Annotated in this window: 16 protein-coding genes; 2 read left to right on the forward strand and 14 right to left on the reverse strand. The window is 50.5% G+C overall.

What is annotated here, in order from left to right:
- Positions 1–10: 10 nt before the first annotated feature.
- From J6600_RS15685 to csoR, 4 genes are all read right to left on the reverse strand, one after another.
- Complete coding sequence (locus tag J6600_RS15685; RefSeq protein ID WP_160216588.1) at positions 11–2122, reverse strand: heavy metal translocating P-type ATPase; 2112 nt, start codon at positions 2120–2122, stop codon at positions 11–13.
- A gap of 149 nt (positions 2123–2271) precedes the next feature.
- Entirely contained in the window at positions 2272–4701 is a 2430-nt protein-coding gene (locus J6600_RS15690) for a heavy metal translocating P-type ATPase (protein WP_209387583.1), read from the reverse strand.
- An 83-nt stretch (positions 4702–4784) separates the two neighbouring features.
- Positions 4785–4991, reverse strand: coding sequence for a copper chaperone CopZ (copZ, locus tag J6600_RS15695; RefSeq protein WP_015240581.1), 207 nt, complete (start codon positions 4989–4991; stop codon positions 4785–4787).
- A gap of 75 nt (positions 4992–5066) precedes the next feature.
- The gene (gene csoR, locus J6600_RS15700) at positions 5067–5372 is read right to left on the reverse strand and encodes a copper-sensing transcriptional repressor CsoR (protein ID WP_003151723.1); all 306 of its coding nucleotides are present in this window, start codon (positions 5370–5372) and stop codon (positions 5067–5069) included.
- A gap of 138 nt (positions 5373–5510) precedes the next feature.
- Between csoR and J6600_RS15705 the strand changes: the two genes are divergently transcribed.
- Entirely contained in the window at positions 5511–6551 is a 1041-nt protein-coding gene (locus J6600_RS15705) for an oxidoreductase (protein ID WP_209387584.1), read from the forward strand.
- A gap of 45 nt (positions 6552–6596) precedes the next feature.
- Here the strand turns inward: J6600_RS15705 and J6600_RS15710 are convergent, their stop codons facing one another.
- From J6600_RS15710 to J6600_RS15755, 10 genes are all read right to left on the reverse strand, one after another.
- Complete coding sequence (locus tag J6600_RS15710) at positions 6597–7232, reverse strand: FMN-dependent NADH-azoreductase (protein WP_012118449.1); 636 nt, start codon at positions 7230–7232, stop codon at positions 6597–6599.
- 193 nt (positions 7233–7425) lie between these two features.
- Positions 7426–8754 carry an LLM class flavin-dependent oxidoreductase gene (locus J6600_RS15715; RefSeq protein WP_209387585.1) on the reverse strand — a complete coding sequence of 443 codons (1329 nt, stop codon included), beginning with the start codon at positions 8752–8754 and terminating at the stop codon, positions 7426–7428.
- On the reverse strand, positions 8751–9038 hold the full coding sequence (locus tag J6600_RS15720; RefSeq protein ID WP_209387586.1) for a glutaredoxin family protein: 288 nt from the start codon (positions 9036–9038) through the stop codon (positions 8751–8753). The genes J6600_RS15715 and J6600_RS15720 overlap by 4 nt, the downstream gene beginning before the upstream one ends.
- Before the next feature lie 11 nt (positions 9039–9049).
- Positions 9050–10057, reverse strand: a complete 1008-nt coding sequence (locus tag J6600_RS15725) for an LLM class flavin-dependent oxidoreductase (protein ID WP_022553795.1) — start codon at positions 10055–10057, stop codon at positions 9050–9052.
- The gene (locus J6600_RS15730) at positions 10054–10833 is read right to left on the reverse strand and encodes an amino acid ABC transporter ATP-binding protein (RefSeq protein WP_007613788.1); all 780 of its coding nucleotides are present in this window, start codon (positions 10831–10833) and stop codon (positions 10054–10056) included. The genes J6600_RS15725 and J6600_RS15730 overlap by 4 nt, the downstream gene beginning before the upstream one ends.
- Entirely contained in the window at positions 10830–11537 is a 708-nt protein-coding gene (locus J6600_RS15735; RefSeq protein ID WP_007613790.1) for an amino acid ABC transporter permease, read from the reverse strand. The genes J6600_RS15730 and J6600_RS15735 overlap by 4 nt, the downstream gene beginning before the upstream one ends.
- A gap of 15 nt (positions 11538–11552) precedes the next feature.
- Positions 11553–12275 (reverse strand): amino acid ABC transporter permease, encoded by a 723-nt coding sequence (locus J6600_RS15740; RefSeq protein ID WP_017418910.1) that lies wholly within the window; start codon positions 12273–12275, stop codon positions 11553–11555.
- A gap of 22 nt (positions 12276–12297) precedes the next feature.
- Positions 12298–13110 (reverse strand): amino acid ABC transporter substrate-binding protein, encoded by an 813-nt coding sequence (locus J6600_RS15745; RefSeq protein ID WP_021494133.1) that lies wholly within the window; start codon positions 13108–13110, stop codon positions 12298–12300.
- Between the two features lie 25 nt (positions 13111–13135).
- A complete protein-coding gene (locus J6600_RS15750; protein ID WP_014418889.1) occupies positions 13136–13948 on the reverse strand; it encodes an amino acid ABC transporter substrate-binding protein in 813 nt (270 codons plus the stop codon).
- Complete coding sequence (locus J6600_RS15755) at positions 13945–14484, reverse strand: GNAT family N-acetyltransferase (protein ID WP_003151702.1); 540 nt, start codon at positions 14482–14484, stop codon at positions 13945–13947. Before J6600_RS15755 ends, J6600_RS15750 begins: the two co-directional genes overlap by 4 nt.
- Positions 14485–14635: 151 nt before the next feature.
- Here J6600_RS15755 and J6600_RS15760 point away from each other — a divergent pair, with 151 nt between their 5' ends.
- Positions 14636–15526 (forward strand): LysR family transcriptional regulator, encoded by an 891-nt coding sequence (locus tag J6600_RS15760; RefSeq protein WP_072177466.1) that lies wholly within the window; start codon positions 14636–14638, stop codon positions 15524–15526.
- Positions 15527–15559 lie beyond the last annotated feature (33 nt).

A 15559-nucleotide genomic window follows, 5' to 3' on the forward strand; every position in this document is an offset into this window, starting at 1 on the left:
TCTTTGACAATTATTCCGCTTTCACTCTCATGACGCGCATCGCGTTGGCAACGGCGATCAGCGTGACGCCTACATCTGAAAAGACCGCTTCCCACATAGTGGCAAATCCGAATGCGCCAAGCAGGAGAAAAATGATTTTTACGCCTAAAGCAAATCCGATGTTCTGCCAGACGATCCGGCGTGTGCGGCGTGCAATCCGGATGGCTTCGGCTGCTTTTGACGGCTGGTCTGTCATCAGGACGACATCGGCCGCTTCGACGGCGGCATCAGAGCCGAGAGCCCCCATGGCAGCTCCGATGTCAGCTCTGGCAAGCACAGGCGTATCATTAATCCCGTCGCCGACAAACATCAGTTTTTCATTCGGTGCAAGCGCCGCTTCAAGTTCTTCGACGCGGTCTACCTTGTCACCCGGCAAAAGCTCTGTGTACACGTCATCAATACCGAGCTCTCGGCCGACAGCTTCTCCGGTCTGCTTTGAATCACCCGTCAGCATCACTGTCCGCTTCACGCCGAGCGCTTTTAAATTGGCAATGGCCTGTTTGGCGTCCTCTTTGATTTCGTCGGCGATCACGATCGCCCCCGCATACCGCTGATCAACGGCGACATAGACGACGGTTCCGTTATTTTCAGCTGTGCCGGAAGCGATTTGTTCTTTTGCCATCAGTTTTTGATTTCCGGCCAAAATCGTTGATCCGCCGGTTTTCACCCGAATGCCGTGTCCGGGTATTTCTTCATATTCTTCAATCTCGTCTGCCGCGAGCGGTTGATTGTAAGCTTCACGGATGGAAGAAGCAATCGGATGATTGGAATGGACTTCTGCGAGCGCGGCCGCATGAAGCAGGCTGTCTTTCGTAAATCCCGCCGCCGGCTTGATATCAGTAACGGCGAAATTGCCTTTCGTTAAGGTTCCCGTTTTATCAAACACGGCGTATGCCACCTGATTGAGCGCTTCTAAATAGTTGCTGCCTTTCACGAGCACCCCTGCTTTAGACGCAGCCCCGATACCGCCGAAAAACCCGAGCGGAATGGAGACGACGAGTGCGCACGGACAAGAAATCACAAGGAAAATCAGCGCGCGGTACACCCAGTCGGATAGCGCGGCTGAAGGCACGAGAAGCGGCGGTAAAAAGGCGAGAAGCACCGCAACAATGACAACGGCCGGTGTATAATACTTGGCAAACTTCGTAATAAAGTTTTCCGTTTTCGCTTTACGTCCGGCCGCATTTTCGACCAGATCCAATATTTTTGACACGGCAGAGTCTTCATATCCTTTAGAGGTTTCAATATGAAGCACGCCGTTCTGATTCATAAATCCGGCCATCACATCTTGCCCCGGCTCCGCTTTTCTCGGCACGGATTCGCCCGTTAAAGCGGATGTATCAACCATCGAAGAACCGCTCAGCACCTTTCCGTCCAGCGGAATCCGTTCTCCGGGATTCACGACAATGACCTGTCCGACTTTGACGTCCTGCGGCGGAACGGCAGTCATGCCGTTTTCCGTTTTCACATTGGCGTACTCAGGACGGATGTCCAATAACGCGCTGATCGATTTTCTGGATCGGCTGACGGCCGCTCCCTGAAACAATTCACCGATTTGGTAGAACAGCATGACCGCGACGCCTTCCGGATACTGATGAATCACAAATGCGCCGATCGTGGCAAGCGCCATCAGAAAATGCTCATCAAATACCTGGCCGCGGACAATGTTTTTTCCCGCTCTGGCTACGATATCGCCGCCGATGATCAAATATGAAGCAAAAAAGAGCAGAAACTCAAGGACGGCTCCCGTGTGCGCGAAGTAAGCGATGACGGCCAAAACGGCTCCCGCTGCCAGCCTCACTAACATCAGGTGCAGCTTTTTGCGGTATTCATCCTCGCCGGGTTTGTCTTCATGTTTCGCACGGACGGTCACATGAGGATCAATGGACTTTACTTTTTTCGCGACTTCGTCTTTCATCCATTGCTCGTTTTTGCCGCCGGCTGAGACCGTGATGGTGCTTGCCGCAAAATTGACAGCACAGCCGTCTATGCCGTCAATGGCTTTTACGCCGTTTTCTATTTTTTTTGCACAGTTGCTGCAATCAAGTCCGTCTAATACAAATTCACCTTTGGCTGCTTTCATTTTCGACTCACCCTACTTTCCGTAATAGGATTCCCATAACATCAATACAGCTAAACGAATTTATATATATGAACATATACTCATATATGTGTTTTCTCTATTATATGCAGGCTTTGAATAAAGTGTCAATAAAAAAGACAAAACAGGCATCAGCCCATTTTGTCTTTTTTCACCTTCTGTAAACGCAAAGCATTAAGCACGACCGATACTGAGCTGAACGCCATGGCAGCGCCTGCCACCCACGGGGCCAGAAAGCCGGACGCCGCAATCGGAATGCCGATGCTGTTGTATCCCAATGCCCAGCCTAAATTCTGCTTGATGTTTCTCATGGTCAGCCTGCTCATGCCGATGGCGTCAGCAATGCCGTTCAGGTCACCGCGGATCAGCGTAATATCGGCCGCTTCCATTGCGATATCTGTGCCGGTGCCGATGGCCATTCCGATATCGGCCACAGCCAGCGCCGGAGCATCATTGATGCCGTCACCGACCATCGCCACGCGCCGGCCTTCTTTTTGCAGCCGGGAAATTTCCGCCGCCTTTTGTTCGGGAAGCACTTCGGCGATCACGCTGCCGATGCCCGCGGCTTTTGCAATGGCTTCTGCGGTCTTTTTGTTGTCACCGGTCATCATGATGACGTCAAGCCCCATGTCCTTCAGGCGTTTCACCGCGGCCGGAGATGTTTCTTTGATTGTATCGGCGACTGCGATAAGCCCCGCCGCTTTGCCGTCTGCCGCAATAAGCATCACCGTTTTTCCTTCCGCCTCCAAGCGGGCCATGTGCGGAAGCAGCGCCTCATGTTCAATGTGTTCTGATTCCATCAGCCGTCTTGATCCGGCAAGAATCGTTCTGCCGTCAGCCTCGGCGTATATTCCGGAACCGATCCGGGCTTGGAACCGGGTGATTTTCGGGATGGCAATCCCCCGTTTTTCGGCTCCTGACACGATGGCTTCTCCAAGCGGGTGCTCTGATCCCGTTTCGGCGGCCGCCGCCAGCCGCAGGAGTTCCTCTTCGTTCATTCCCTCTGCCGGTACGGCGTCTGTCAGAACAGGTCTGCCGTTTGTCACCGTTCCTGTTTTATCCAGTACGATTGTCGTCAGACGCTGTGTTTTTTCTAAATGCTCTCCGCCTTTAAAAAGAATGCCGAATTCAGCTGCGCGGCCGGAGCCCGCCATAATGCTCGTCGGAGTGGCGAGCCCGAGTGCGCACGGACAGGCAATGACAAGCACGGCGATGAATTTGCCGATCGCTTCAGAAAACTGTCCCGGCGCGGCCCATACATACCAAATGAGAAAAGTCAGCACGGCCAGCCCCAGCACAATCGGGACGAAAATGCCTGAAATGTGATCCGCGAGCCGCTGAATGGGGGCTTTTGATCCTTGGGCTTCTTCCACGATTTTAATAATGTGTGCAAGCGCAGTATCTTTCCCGACATTTACCGCTCTGATTTTGAGAAAGCCGTTTGCATTGATCGTCGCCCCGGTGACGGTGCTTCCGGGAGACTTATCGACAGGCATGCTCTCTCCCGTAATCATCGATTCATCAATTGCGGAATGGCCTTCAATCACTTCGCCATCGACAGGGACGCGTTCTCCCGGTTTCACGTATACGATGTCCCCCGTCCGGACCTCATCAATCGGAATCACCTGTACTTTGCCGTCCCGCTCAACCGCCGCCGTCTTCGCCTGAAGCTTCATTAACTTTTTAATCGCTTCTGATGAGCGGCCTTTCGCTTTCATCTCTAAAAGCTTTCCAAGCAAAATCAAAGTCAGCAGAATGGCGCTCGTTTCATAATAAAGCCCCTCAACATGTCCGTCTCGTCCGAGAGACGCAATCGTCATGTACAGGCTGTATGCGTAAGCGGCCGTCGTTCCGAGCGCAACGAGAACATCCATATTGGCGCTTTTGTTTCTCAGCGCCTTGTACGCTCCCGTATAAAAAGGCCAGCCGATGACGAGCTGCACCGGGGTCGCAAGCGCGAATTGCAGCCACGGATTCATCAGGATATCCGGCATCCAGATAAAAGAAGTAAAAGAAAAATGGCTGACCATCGACCATAGAAGCGGAAAGGAGAGAACGGCAGAAAATATCAGCCTGATCAGCTGTTTTCGCTGCTCTTTCTCCTTTTGGGATAATCCGCCGTCTCCATCAACCGCTTTCTTCTCGTCTAATCTGTAGCCGAGTTTTGCCACGGTCTCTTTCAGCTCTTTCGGTGTCACCTCTTTCGGATTGTATTCAACGGTGACTGTTTCCAGTGCGAAATTCACCGGTGCGCTGTCAACTCCCCCTATTTTGTTCAGGCGCTTTTCAATCCGGTTGGCGCAAGCGGCGCATGTCATGCCTTCAATCTGAAACTCGGCTTTTTCCGTCACGACGTGATAGCCGAGTTTTTCAATTTTTTCTTTTATGGCGCTTGCTTCGATTTTGTCAGGGTGATAGGAAATGTTTGAAGTCTCAAGCGCAAGATTGACGGAAGCGTCATTGACGCCGTCCATCCGTTTCAGCCCTTTTTCAATTCTTGAAGCGCAGGCGGCGCATGTCATGCCCCCCACTTGAATGGTCATTTCTTTCGGTTCACTCAATGTCCTCATCTCTCTTCATAAACCCCAGGGGGGTATAATTATGATAAAAGAAAACCGCGCCCGTTTCCGCAGCGCGATAAATCCTATACGACGTCATAACCTTGATCTTCAATCGCGTCTTTTATATCTGATACGGAGACTTTGTTCTCATCAAACGTCACATCCACCTGTCCGGCTTCCAATTTCACCTGAACCGCCGTCACTCCGTTAAGTTCTCCTACTCCGGTCTCTACTGCTTTGACGCAGTGCTGACAGGACATGCCTTCGACTTGCAGTGTTTTTTGTTCCATGATGATTCCCTCCACGTCTTGTTTTTTCTTCTTCATGTTACCATACCCCTGTAGGGTATTTCAAAACATTTTATTTTACGATTTTGCGATTTTTTTCACAACATCAAGCAGCTCGGCAATCGCCTGCTCCCCGTTTCCGCTCTCAATAGCGCCGGCTACGCAGTGATGGGCGTGATCTTCCAGCAGATGAAACGCGACTTTCTGCATGGCCGCCTGTACGGCTGAAATCTGCACGAGAATATCCACGCAGTATCGTTCGTTATCCACCATATTCTGAATGCCCCTGACTTGGCCTTCAATCCGTTTCAGCCGGTTCAGGATCTGGTCTTTTTCTTTGGCGCTTTTATGATTTAACGATTGATGCTCGGTATGTTTGTCCATTTTCCACCTCGGTTTTTTTCTTCGTTATCTTCATTATACAGACTTGAAAATCCGGTGTAAAAAATTTTCAACACACAAGTTTTACCAGTACACCCGCGGGGTATATATTGTTATCACATATCAAGAGGGGGAAATTCATTGAAAACGATACAGGTTGGCATATTGGGATATGGTTTGTCGGGTAAAGTCTTTCATGCGCCGCTTTTGGACGTCCTTGATGATTATCAGATCAAAAAAGTCATGACGTCCAGAACGGAGGAGGTCAAACGTGATCTGCCGGGGGCTGAAGCCGTGCGCGCGATTGAAGACATTACCGGTGATCCTGACATTGACCTCGTCATCGTCACGACACCGAGCGGAATGCATTATGAATCAGCGATGAAATGCCTCCTGGCGGGAAAACACACCGTCGTGGAAAAACCGATGACGGCGACTTCAGCAGAAGCGGAGGAACTGAGAAGAACGGCTGAAGATAAAGGCGTCTTACTGAGCGTGTATCACAACCGGCGGTGGGACAATGACTTTTTAACAATACAAAAGCTGATTCGGGACGGGGCGCTTCAAGACATTCATACATATCAAGTCAGCTACGATCTATACAACCCGGTTGTACAGGAAAAATGGCGCGAAAAGAACGGACCCGCCACGGGAACGCTGTATGATCTCGGTTCACATATTATTGACCAGACACTTCTGCTTTTCGGAATGCCGGAATCCGTCACCGCACATATGATGAAGCAGCGGGACAACAGCGAAACCGTTGATTATTTTCTGGCCGCCCTCCATTACGGCAAGCTTCAAGTCATCCTTCAATCCGGCTCCATGAATGCGGCAAGCGGCCCGCGCTATCAGATTCACGGACGGAATGCTAGCTTTATCAAATACGGAATGGATGGGCAGGAAGATGCGCTTTTAGCGGGCAAAAAGCCGGTTGACGACAGCTGGGGCGCCGATGATCCTGACAACTTCGGAGAGCTGACAACCGCAGCGGATGAAAAACGGCATACAGAAACAATCCCCTCTGAGAACGGCTCTTACCTTACGTACTACAAACTGCTGACAGACAGCATCTTAAACGGAAAACCGCTTCCCGTTACGGCAAAAGAAGGCATCGATGTCATCCGTGTTATTGAAGCGGCGATGAAAAGCAGCGAACAAAAACGGACGATTGCCCTTTAATATGAAAAACCTCCCAGCCGTGTCAGCTGGGAGGTTTTTTTAAGATCAGAATGATTTTCCGGCTTCTTTCGCGCGGGCAATCGCATCTTCTTTAATTTGCTGTGCTTTATTCGGTTCAGCATTATGGCCTTCAACGATTAATCCGTCGAAAGAAGGAACGCCGAAGAAGTTCATCATGATGCCGATGTAACGGTGGCCCATTTCCATGTCAGCCGCCGGTCCTTCAGAGTAATAGCCTCCGCGCGCCTGAATGTGGAGCGCTTTTTTGTCAGTCAACAGACCGATCGGGCCTTGCTCTGTATATTTGAATGATTTTCCGGCTACAGCAACGGAATCAAGGTACGCTTTCATAACCGGCGGGAATGAGAAGTTCCAAAGCGGTGTGACGAATACGTATTTATCAGCTGCCGCGAATTGATCGCTCAGCTCGTTCAGACGGCCGACTTTCGCTTTTTCGTTTTCAGAAAGCTCTTCAAAACCTGTGCCGGATTGAAGTTTTCCCCAGCCGCTGAATACATCCGCGTCGATATGAGGAATGTTCTCTTTGTAAAGGTCGATATGTACAACCTCATCATTCGGGTTTGATTCTTTATAAGAATCGATAAACGCTTTTCCTGTCGCCATGCTGTAAGATGTCTTTTCATCATGAGGATGAGCAGTGATATAAAGTACTTTTGCCATTATAAACAGCCCTTTCGTTTTCAGATTACACACACATTTATTATGAAATATGAATGTTTTTTTATACTGATCAATTCTGTAATAATTATAGTTACAAAAAAATCATTTAGCAACAATAATATCTCGAAATCAGTATATTTTTTTGAAAAGGCTGTAATGACGGGAATGGCAAGCAGCAGAAAAAGCAGAAACCTCAGTTTCTGCTCAAAATCGGATTGGGTCTGCAGGCCGGAATATCCAATCCGAGATTCCCCCGCAGTGTATCGGCCGGATAGCTTTTTCGGTACAGCCCCTTTTCCTGAAGGATCGGTATGACTTGATCCACAAAGGCTTCAAGCATGCCGGGGATGTCAGAGTGAATGATAAACCCGTCCGCCGCTTCCCGCTGAAACCATGTTTCAATTAATGACGCCACACGTTCCGGTGTCCCGATAAAATGGGTTCGCGGAAACGCGGCTTCGCGCGCCACTTGACGCAGCGTAAGATTCCGGGCTTTCGCCTCTCTTTTGATACGGTCTGTCGTGCTTTGAAACGCGTTTTTCCCGACGTCGCCCAAATCAGGAAACGGCTCATCCAGCGGAAAACGGCTCAGATCATAATCGTCAAAAAATCTGGCCACATATTTAACAGCGTTCTCTATCGGAATCAGCTCGGCGAATTCTTGGTATTTCGCTTCCGCTTCTTCTTGTGAGCCGGCTATAATCGGACTGATTCCCGGAAAGATCCGCAGCTTGGTAGCGTCCCGGCCGTAATCCGCCGCCCGCTTCTTCACATCATCATAAAAAGCTTTCGTTTCCTCAAGTGAATTGGAGTGCGTAAAGACTGCATCTGCATTCCTCGCGGCAAACGACCGGCCGGTTTCTGAAGACCCCGCTTGGAAAACAACCGGCTCTCCCTGTTTGGACCGGCCGATATTCAGCGGGCCCTCCACTTGAAAATACTCGCCTTTGTGATACAGGCGATGCAGTTTGTCAGGGTCAAAAAACTGCCCGGTTTCTTTGTTGCGGACGAAGGCATCTTCTTCCCAGGAATTCCACAGGCCGCGCACCACGTCCACATGTTCCTGGGCGATGGCGTAGCGCCGGCTGTGGTCGGGAAGGCTTTCTTTGCTGTGATTGCGCGCGGCTCCCGCCTGCGGAGAGGTGACGAGATTCCAGCCCGCCCGGCCGCCGCTGATATGGTCAAGAGACATCAGCTGTCTTGCGATGGTGAACGGCTCAGTGAACGATGTGGAAAATGTGCCGATTAAACCAAGATGGGTTGTAGAGGCGGCAAGCGCCGATAAAATAGTGATCGGCTCAAACCGATTTAAGAAATGCGGGATGGACTTTTCAGAAATGAACAAGCCGTCCGCAATAAAAGCAAAGCTGAACAGCCCTCTTTCAGCAGTCTGCGCTTTTTGCCTGTAAAACGCTGCATTCGTGCTTGCTGTCGGATCGGCGTCGGGATGACGCCAGCCGTCCGTTGTGCCGCCGACACCGTGAATCATGGCTCCGAATTGAATAAGATCCGTCCGGCTCATTTTCTCTCCCCCTTTTTCCCCTCGTAATCGGCAAGCGCCCGTTCTACATGTTCAATGCCGACTTGAGTAACGGCCTGATACACACGGCTGTCACCGCTGCCGATTTCAACGACGGGGACATGACGGATGCCGTACTTCGTCTGCAGCACGTCACGCAATTCATCCCGCTCTGTCACATCAATTGTTTCGTATGCACCGGCTTTTTCCCGCAAATATCCTTTCACTTCATCGCAATAGGAGCAGCCCTGTTTGCTCCAGACCACTACGTTTACTTCATGACTCATGTTCATCCCTCCTATAATTGTGGGGCCGGCTGCACCGCTTCGCTTAACAGCCGGTAAGACAATCGTTTTTCCTCAGCGTTTTTGATAGGCGACAAAATCACAAAATCAGTAATGCTGTATTGAACGGATAATCGTCGCAGCTCGGCGGCGGTCTCTTCTTTTGTCCCGGCAATCACACCCGTCTTTTGTGTAATCAGCTTATATGGCTGCGTGACTTGTTCAAGAAACGCTGCCGCTTGTTCCCGGGAACCGACATTCACCTTTTTGCCGTCTTCGAGAATGATTTTGACCGACTCACGCGATACCACGTGTTTTTCCGCTTCTGCTTTTGTATGCGCGGTAAATACCATCGGCGCAAGGTGAAATTCCGCCTTCGACCCTTTCGGCAGATGCTCGTCAAAGGCGTGGCGCGCTTTTTCTAACGCAGCCTCTTCACCGTTTATGAAATAGGCGAAAACGAAGGAAATGCCGAGTTTGGCCGCGGATATCGCGCTTTCCGCGCTGCCGCCGAGCAAAAAGAGGTCAGGCGCATACTCAGTATGCGGCGCCGGCCGCAATGACGCGTAGCGGTGCGAGTCCGGAAAATCATTTCGGATGAAATGAGTCAGCTCCTCAAGCTTTTCTTCAAATAAACGGGCGGGCTGAATAAGCTCCCGCTGCAGCGCATCGGTTGACAGCTGAAATCCGCCGGGCGCTTTGCCGACACCAAGCGCCACACGGCCGGGAGCAAGGGCGGACAGAACCCGGAACTGCTCCGCCACTTTATAGGGACTGTAATGCTGCAGCATCACCCCGCCGGATGCGAGACGGATTTTTTTCGTGCTTGCGGCAAGATACCCCAGAACAATTTCCGGCGCTGATCCCGCTATCTCTTCATTGTTATGATGCTCCGCCGCCCAGAAACGGTCATATCCGTATTGTTCGGCCTCCTGAGCCAATTTCACCGTTTGCCGCAAGGCTTCTTCTGCGGTTTGGTTTTCCGCGGTGACACTTTGGTCTAAAATGCTTAAACGAATCATACGACAGGCTCCTTTATGCGCTCTTTTATGTCATAACCGTAATCAGGCAGCACGCGGCGGAGGAACTTCTTCGTTCTTTCTTTTTTCGTCTTGTAAAAGACTTCCTCAGGCGTTCCTTGTTCCACGATTGCTCCTTCATCCATAAACACAATTTGGTCGGACACTCTTCTGGCAAACTCCATTTCATGTGTGACAATAATCATGGTGGCGCCGGTCCGCACAATGTTAAGCATCACCTCGAGCACCTCGCCGACAAGCTCCGGATCAAGGGCTGCGGTCGGTTCGTCAAACAGCATCACATCAGGATGAATGGCAAGCGCCCGGGCAATTCCGACCCGCTGCTTCTGTCCTCCCGATAGCTGATTCGGATAGGCGTGCAATTTATCTTGAAGCCCCACCTTGGCCAGTTCCCGCTCGGCAATGGCGTACGCATCTGGTTTTTTCATTTTCCTTGCGACCGTCAGGCCTTCCATGACATTTTGAATCGCCGTTTTATGCGAAAACAAATGATATTGCTGAAAAACCATCGCCGTCTGTTTCCTCAGTCTGAGAATGTCTTTTTTGGCAGGCTTTTTGCAGTTAATGACTTCACCGTGCAGCGAAATGGCGCCCTCATCCGGCCGCTCAAGTAAATTAAGGCAGCGCAGAAAAGTGGTTTTCCCGGAACCGCTCGGGCCGATGATGGTCACGACTTCTCCTTTCCGGACACTTAAATTGATCCCCTTTAGCACGTGATGACTGCCAAAATGTTTCTGAATGTTTCGGATTTCGATCATAATGCGCCTCCTTGATATCTGGCCGCTCTTTTTTCCGCCAGACTGTTTACAGCTTCGAGAATCAGCGTTAATCCCCAATAAATCACGGCCGCCCCGATAAATGCTTCCAGAAACGCATAGTTATCGGATGCCGCAATCGTCGCCGTTCCTGTAATTTCAGGCACTGCAACAATTGCCGCGATGGAAGTGGTATGCAAAAAGCCGATGCCTATATTGGTGAAGTTCGGCAGCGATATCATGAACGCCTGCGGCAGAACCACGCGCCGAATCATCTGTCCCCGCGTCAGGCCGATTGAATATGCCGCCTCCGCCTGCCCTGTATCGACGGCCATGATCCCGGATCGGAGAATTTCCGTCATATAAGCGCCTGCCGTTAATGACAGTGCCATGATGACAAACACGGCGACCGGAATCTGATTGGCCGACCAGCCGAGATGAAACGCGCGGCTGAATTGATCGGCAATCAGCGGAACCCCTAAATAAATCAGCATAATATGGAGAATCGCCGGGGTGCTGCGGAAAAAAGACACGTAAAACGATGAGCAGGCCAGCAGCCATTTGATGCGGAATATACGCACCGTGATATTGCCGAGAGCTATGAAAAATCCGGCAATAATCGGAATGACCGTCATCGCCAATGTAAGCGGAACAGTTTTCATCATTTGTTTTATCGCAGTGCCGATAAATGGAATGTCCAGCTCCACTGTTCTCCCTCCTTTTCAGCCGTGCGCGCTCATGTCAAAAACCGTCACAAGGCGCGTCTCATCTTTCTTGATTCGTTTTTCGGCCCATCTGAAGACACGTTCAAATAAAAGGGCGGCCGCATAATACAGAACAGAAAGCGAGATATACACTTCTAAAGAATGATTGCTCGATGTAATCAAGGTCTGTCCTCTGCCCGACATATCCATCACCCCGATCGAAAAAGCGAGTGATGTATCTTTTAAGAAACCGATCACCATATTTCCGATGTTGGGAAAGGCCTGCACAAGCGCCTGCGGCAGAATGATGCGCCGGAATGTCTGCCCCCCGTTCAGCCCGATGCTGAACGCCGCCTCCGCCTGCCCGCGGTCGACGCTGTTCACACCTCCCCTGATGATTTCCGCCGCTCTTGCCGCGCTGCTCAGCGCATACGTGGCGATGGCCGCATACAAAGGGTCCATTTTGGAGGTATCAATCCCGGCGAGCGCCGTGAGCGCCGGAATACCGTAAAATACAATGAACAGCTGCACCATGATAGGCGTTCCTCTGAAAAAAGAGATATACAGCTTCGCAAACTGATTCAAAACGGGAATGCGATAGATGCGGGGCAGCGCCAAAAGCAGCCCCAATAGAAAGCCGAACAGCAAAGACACCGCCAATATATACAGCGTGACGGGCAAATACCCGAGCAATGTCGGCACAAAGGACGCGATCATACTGATATCAAACGCTTTTTCCATTGCCGATCCCTCTCTTTTTCACTTAATATTGCTCCTTTGAATAATCCGCGCCGAGCCACTTTTCACTCAGCTTTTTAAGCGTGCCGTCATCAATGATTTCCTGCAGGGCTTTATCAATGTCATCGCTCAGCGTTTGTTCATTTTTGTTAAACATAAAGAACACTTTGGCATTTGACAGCACCCCGCCGACTGTTTTTTCTTTGATCGCGCTCGTTTTGTTTTGGAAATCGACGGCAAACGGCGTAGAAATCGTCGCATCGGCGCGGCCGGATTTCAGCTGATTGGCCGCATCGTTTGAACCTTGGCCTGCATAAGCGATTTCAAACGGACTGCCGTGTTTTTCATTCCATTTTTTCAGCACAAGCGCGCCGTTTGACGTCGGACTCGTAATGACCCGCTTCCCTTTCAAGTCATCAATGCCGTGAATGTTCCCGTTTTCTTGAAGCACCGTGATTTTCAGCGGGAAGTTGTTATACGCGACTTGATTGAACAGAAATTTTTTCTCCCGTTCGGCGCTTTTCTCCATTTGATGGGCTACGATATCGACTTTATGCTGGCCGAGGCTGACAAGCAGGTTGGAGAAATCCATCGTTTTAAAAGTGAAACGATAGTCCGGCAGGCGCCTGTCAAGCTCTTTCACCAGCTCAACGTCGTAGCCCGTCAATTTGCCTTTATCATCAATAAAGCAAATATTCGGAAATTGAGTTCCCGTGCCGACCGTGATGTTCTTCACGTTTTTCTGATTGCCTGATGCCGCCTCCCCGCCCGCGCCGCAGGCTGATAACGCCGCCGTTGCGGCAATTGTTAATGACATGACCGCCAGTCTTATTTTCATGTGATCGCCCCGTTTTCTGCTTCAGTTATTTCGTGAAACTTGATTTTGAATAATCCGCGCCGAGCCATTTTTCACTCAGCCTTTTCAATGTGCCGTCCTTCTCAAGCTTTTGAATCGCCCGATCCGTATCGTCCGCCAGGGTTTGGCTGTTTTTATTGAACATAAAATACACCTCGGTATCCAGCAGCACATCACCGACCGTTTTTTGTTTGAACGCGTGCGTCTTATTTTGAAAATCGACGGCAAACGGCGTGGATACGGTGGCGTCAGCGCGTCCCGTCTCAATTTGGTTTGCTGTATCATTGCTGCCCTGCCCGGCGTATTTCAAATGTATCGGGCTGCCGTGGGTTTTGTTGTATGCCGTCATATAGTCCGCCGCGTTTGACGTCGCGCCGACGATGACGGTTTTCCCTTTTAAATCCCGGAGCGTGTGTATCGCGTCATTATCCGCCTTCACCGTGATGTACATCGGCGAGTAGTTATACGGGATCTTGTGATACAAAAAGCGTTTCTCCCGTTCCTTATTTTTCGCCATATTGTGCGCGATCACGTCAATTTTCCGGTTTCCGAGACTTGTGAGCAGATTCGAAAAATCCATCGTCTTAAAGACAAATTTGTATTGCGGCAGCTGTTTATCAATGGCTTTCATCACTTCAATGTCATAGCCGGTCAGCTCGCCTTTTTCATCCATAAAAGCAATGTTCGGAAAATCAGTTCCCGTGCCGACAATGACGGTCTGCACGCCGCTCCCGGCTTTTGTGCTTTCTCCTTGCCCGCACCCGGCCAGCACGCCGAGCAGCAGAAGCAGACAGCCGGCTCTGATCCGTTTTTTTATCATTGCGCCCAGCTCGGTGTGCCTAACAGCGACGCGTCAAACCGCTCCGGTATGAGCACCTTTCTCATCATGACTCCGATGTCTCCGTCTTTCTCCTGCTCAAAATACACTTCATACCCCCTCCGTCTGTACATATCTACAAGCCAGGGATGCTTGCGCGCCGAAGTGCCGAGCGTGATGGCCGGGGCCTTCAGCGTATCCCGCAGCACGTGTTCTTCCACATAAGTCAAAAGTTTGCTGCCGATGCCCTGCCCCTTCAGCTCAGGAAGCGTCGCAAACCACCAGACAAACGGATATTTTGACGGAGGCGTGTCACTCTCCCACGGAAAACGGATCGTAATTGTTGAAAGAAGCCGTCCGTCCCGTTCGAGCACGACGGCTGAATGATTTTCAATATTTTCTGTTACCATATCGATGTCGGCCCGCGCCGACGGCCAGTCAATCTCCAAATTGCGGATCGGCTGAAACGCGCTGTACAGCAGCTCTAAAAACTCCGGCGCATCCTTTTTCTCAGCCAATCGAAAAATGTCTTCACTCATTCAAGTCACTCTCCCCGCAAAAATATATAATTCCAATTTGTTTACTAAGCTTTGATTGTTTATACTATAAAGCAAACTGATTTATTTGACTAATCAAAAAAAGTAAAGGAAAGGTTCAAGAAAATTAATGAACAGCCGGGAGGGGATTTCGTTGGAATTACGCACCATTAAAACGTTTCATACCATCGTACAGTCAGGCAGCTTTTATAAGGCCGCCGAAATTCTGAACTACTCACAGCCGACGATTTCAATGCGGATTAAACAGCTGGAACAGGATGTAGGCGCGCAGCTGTTTGAACGGGGAAAGAAGCTGAAACTGACAAGGGCGGGGCGGCTGTTTCATGAGCGGGCCGGGCAGCTTCTCGCGCAATACGAGGTGCTTGACCATACTTTGGCCGACATCAGACAGGGCCAGGCCGGCCTTATTCAGATCGGCATATCCGAACCGACGGCAAGCCTGATCTTCCCTGCCGTACTGCGGGGTTTCTTACATGATTATCCTGACATGTCGGTCAATGTCAGCGTGGATGATGCCAATACATGCAGCCGCAAGCTGTTGGAGGGCGCCATTGATTTTGCCGTATGCGGCGAGCCGGAGCTGATTCTGGAAAATTATTTCGATCCGTTTTTCCATGACTCGCTCAATGTCATCGTGTCAGACAGACATCCCCTTGCCGCCAAAGCAAGCGTTAATCTCGAGGATTTAGAAAATGAATGCCTGATTTTTACGCCCGCCAATTGCCCGATCCGGATTCAAATTGAACAGCACCTGCAGCGGGCCATCGGCAGCCGCTATCGAAAAATGGAGCTGACCAGCAGCATGGCTCATCAATACTATGTCAGGGAAAATATCGGCGTCTCAATCTTTACGGCGACGGCGCACTCAGAACCGATCGAGGGCACGAAGGTCATTCCGATCAATAACTTGACAATTTCACCGCCGGTCGGGCTGTTGACAAACCAAAAAGAAGAGCATTTTGACTGCGCCACAAAAGATTTAATCAGCAGGATCATCGGCCGGTTTCAGCGTGATCCGCATTAAAAAAACCCCCGCTTTACGGGGGTTTTTTTTACG

It is taken from the genome of Bacillus sp. LJBV19 (genome assembly GCF_017797845.1).
Lineage (GTDB): Bacteria > Bacillota > Bacilli > Bacillales > Bacillaceae > Bacillus > Bacillus velezensis.

Excerpts from the sequence above, each read along its gene's own strand:
- J6600_RS15710 (WP_012118449.1), bottom strand. The coding sequence starts at position 7,232 with ATGGCAAAAGTACTTTATATCACTGCTCATCCTCATGATGAAAAGACA.
- J6600_RS15685 (WP_160216588.1), bottom strand. The coding sequence starts at position 2,122 with ATGAAAGCAGCCAAAGGTGAATTTGTATTAGACGGACTTGATTGCAGC.
- J6600_RS15730 (WP_007613788.1), bottom strand. The coding sequence starts at position 10,833 with ATGATCGAAATCCGAAACATTCAGAAACATTTTGGCAGTCATCACGTG.
- J6600_RS15755 (WP_003151702.1), bottom strand. The coding sequence starts at position 14,484 with ATGAGTGAAGACATTTTTCGATTGGCTGAGAAAAAGGATGCGCCGGAG.
- copZ (WP_015240581.1), bottom strand. The coding sequence starts at position 4,991 with ATGGAACAAAAAACACTGCAAGTCGAAGGCATGTCCTGTCAGCACTGC.
- J6600_RS15715 (WP_209387585.1), bottom strand. The coding sequence starts at position 8,754 with ATGAGCCGGACGGATCTTATTCAATTCGGAGCCATGATTCACGGTGTC.
- J6600_RS15750 (WP_014418889.1), bottom strand. The coding sequence starts at position 13,948 with ATGATAAAAAAACGGATCAGAGCCGGCTGTCTGCTTCTGCTGCTCGGC.
- J6600_RS15720 (WP_209387586.1), bottom strand. The coding sequence starts at position 9,038 with ATGAGTCATGAAGTAAACGTAGTGGTCTGGAGCAAACAGGGCTGCTCC.
- J6600_RS15725 (WP_022553795.1), bottom strand. The coding sequence starts at position 10,057 with ATGATTCGTTTAAGCATTTTAGACCAAAGTGTCACCGCGGAAAACCAA.
- csoR (WP_003151723.1), bottom strand. The coding sequence starts at position 5,372 with ATGGACAAACATACCGAGCATCAATCGTTAAATCATAAAAGCGCCAAA.
- J6600_RS15745 (WP_021494133.1), bottom strand. The coding sequence starts at position 13,110 with ATGAAAATAAGACTGGCGGTCATGTCATTAACAATTGCCGCAACGGCG.
- J6600_RS15740 (WP_017418910.1), bottom strand. The coding sequence starts at position 12,275 with ATGGAAAAAGCGTTTGATATCAGTATGATCGCGTCCTTTGTGCCGACA.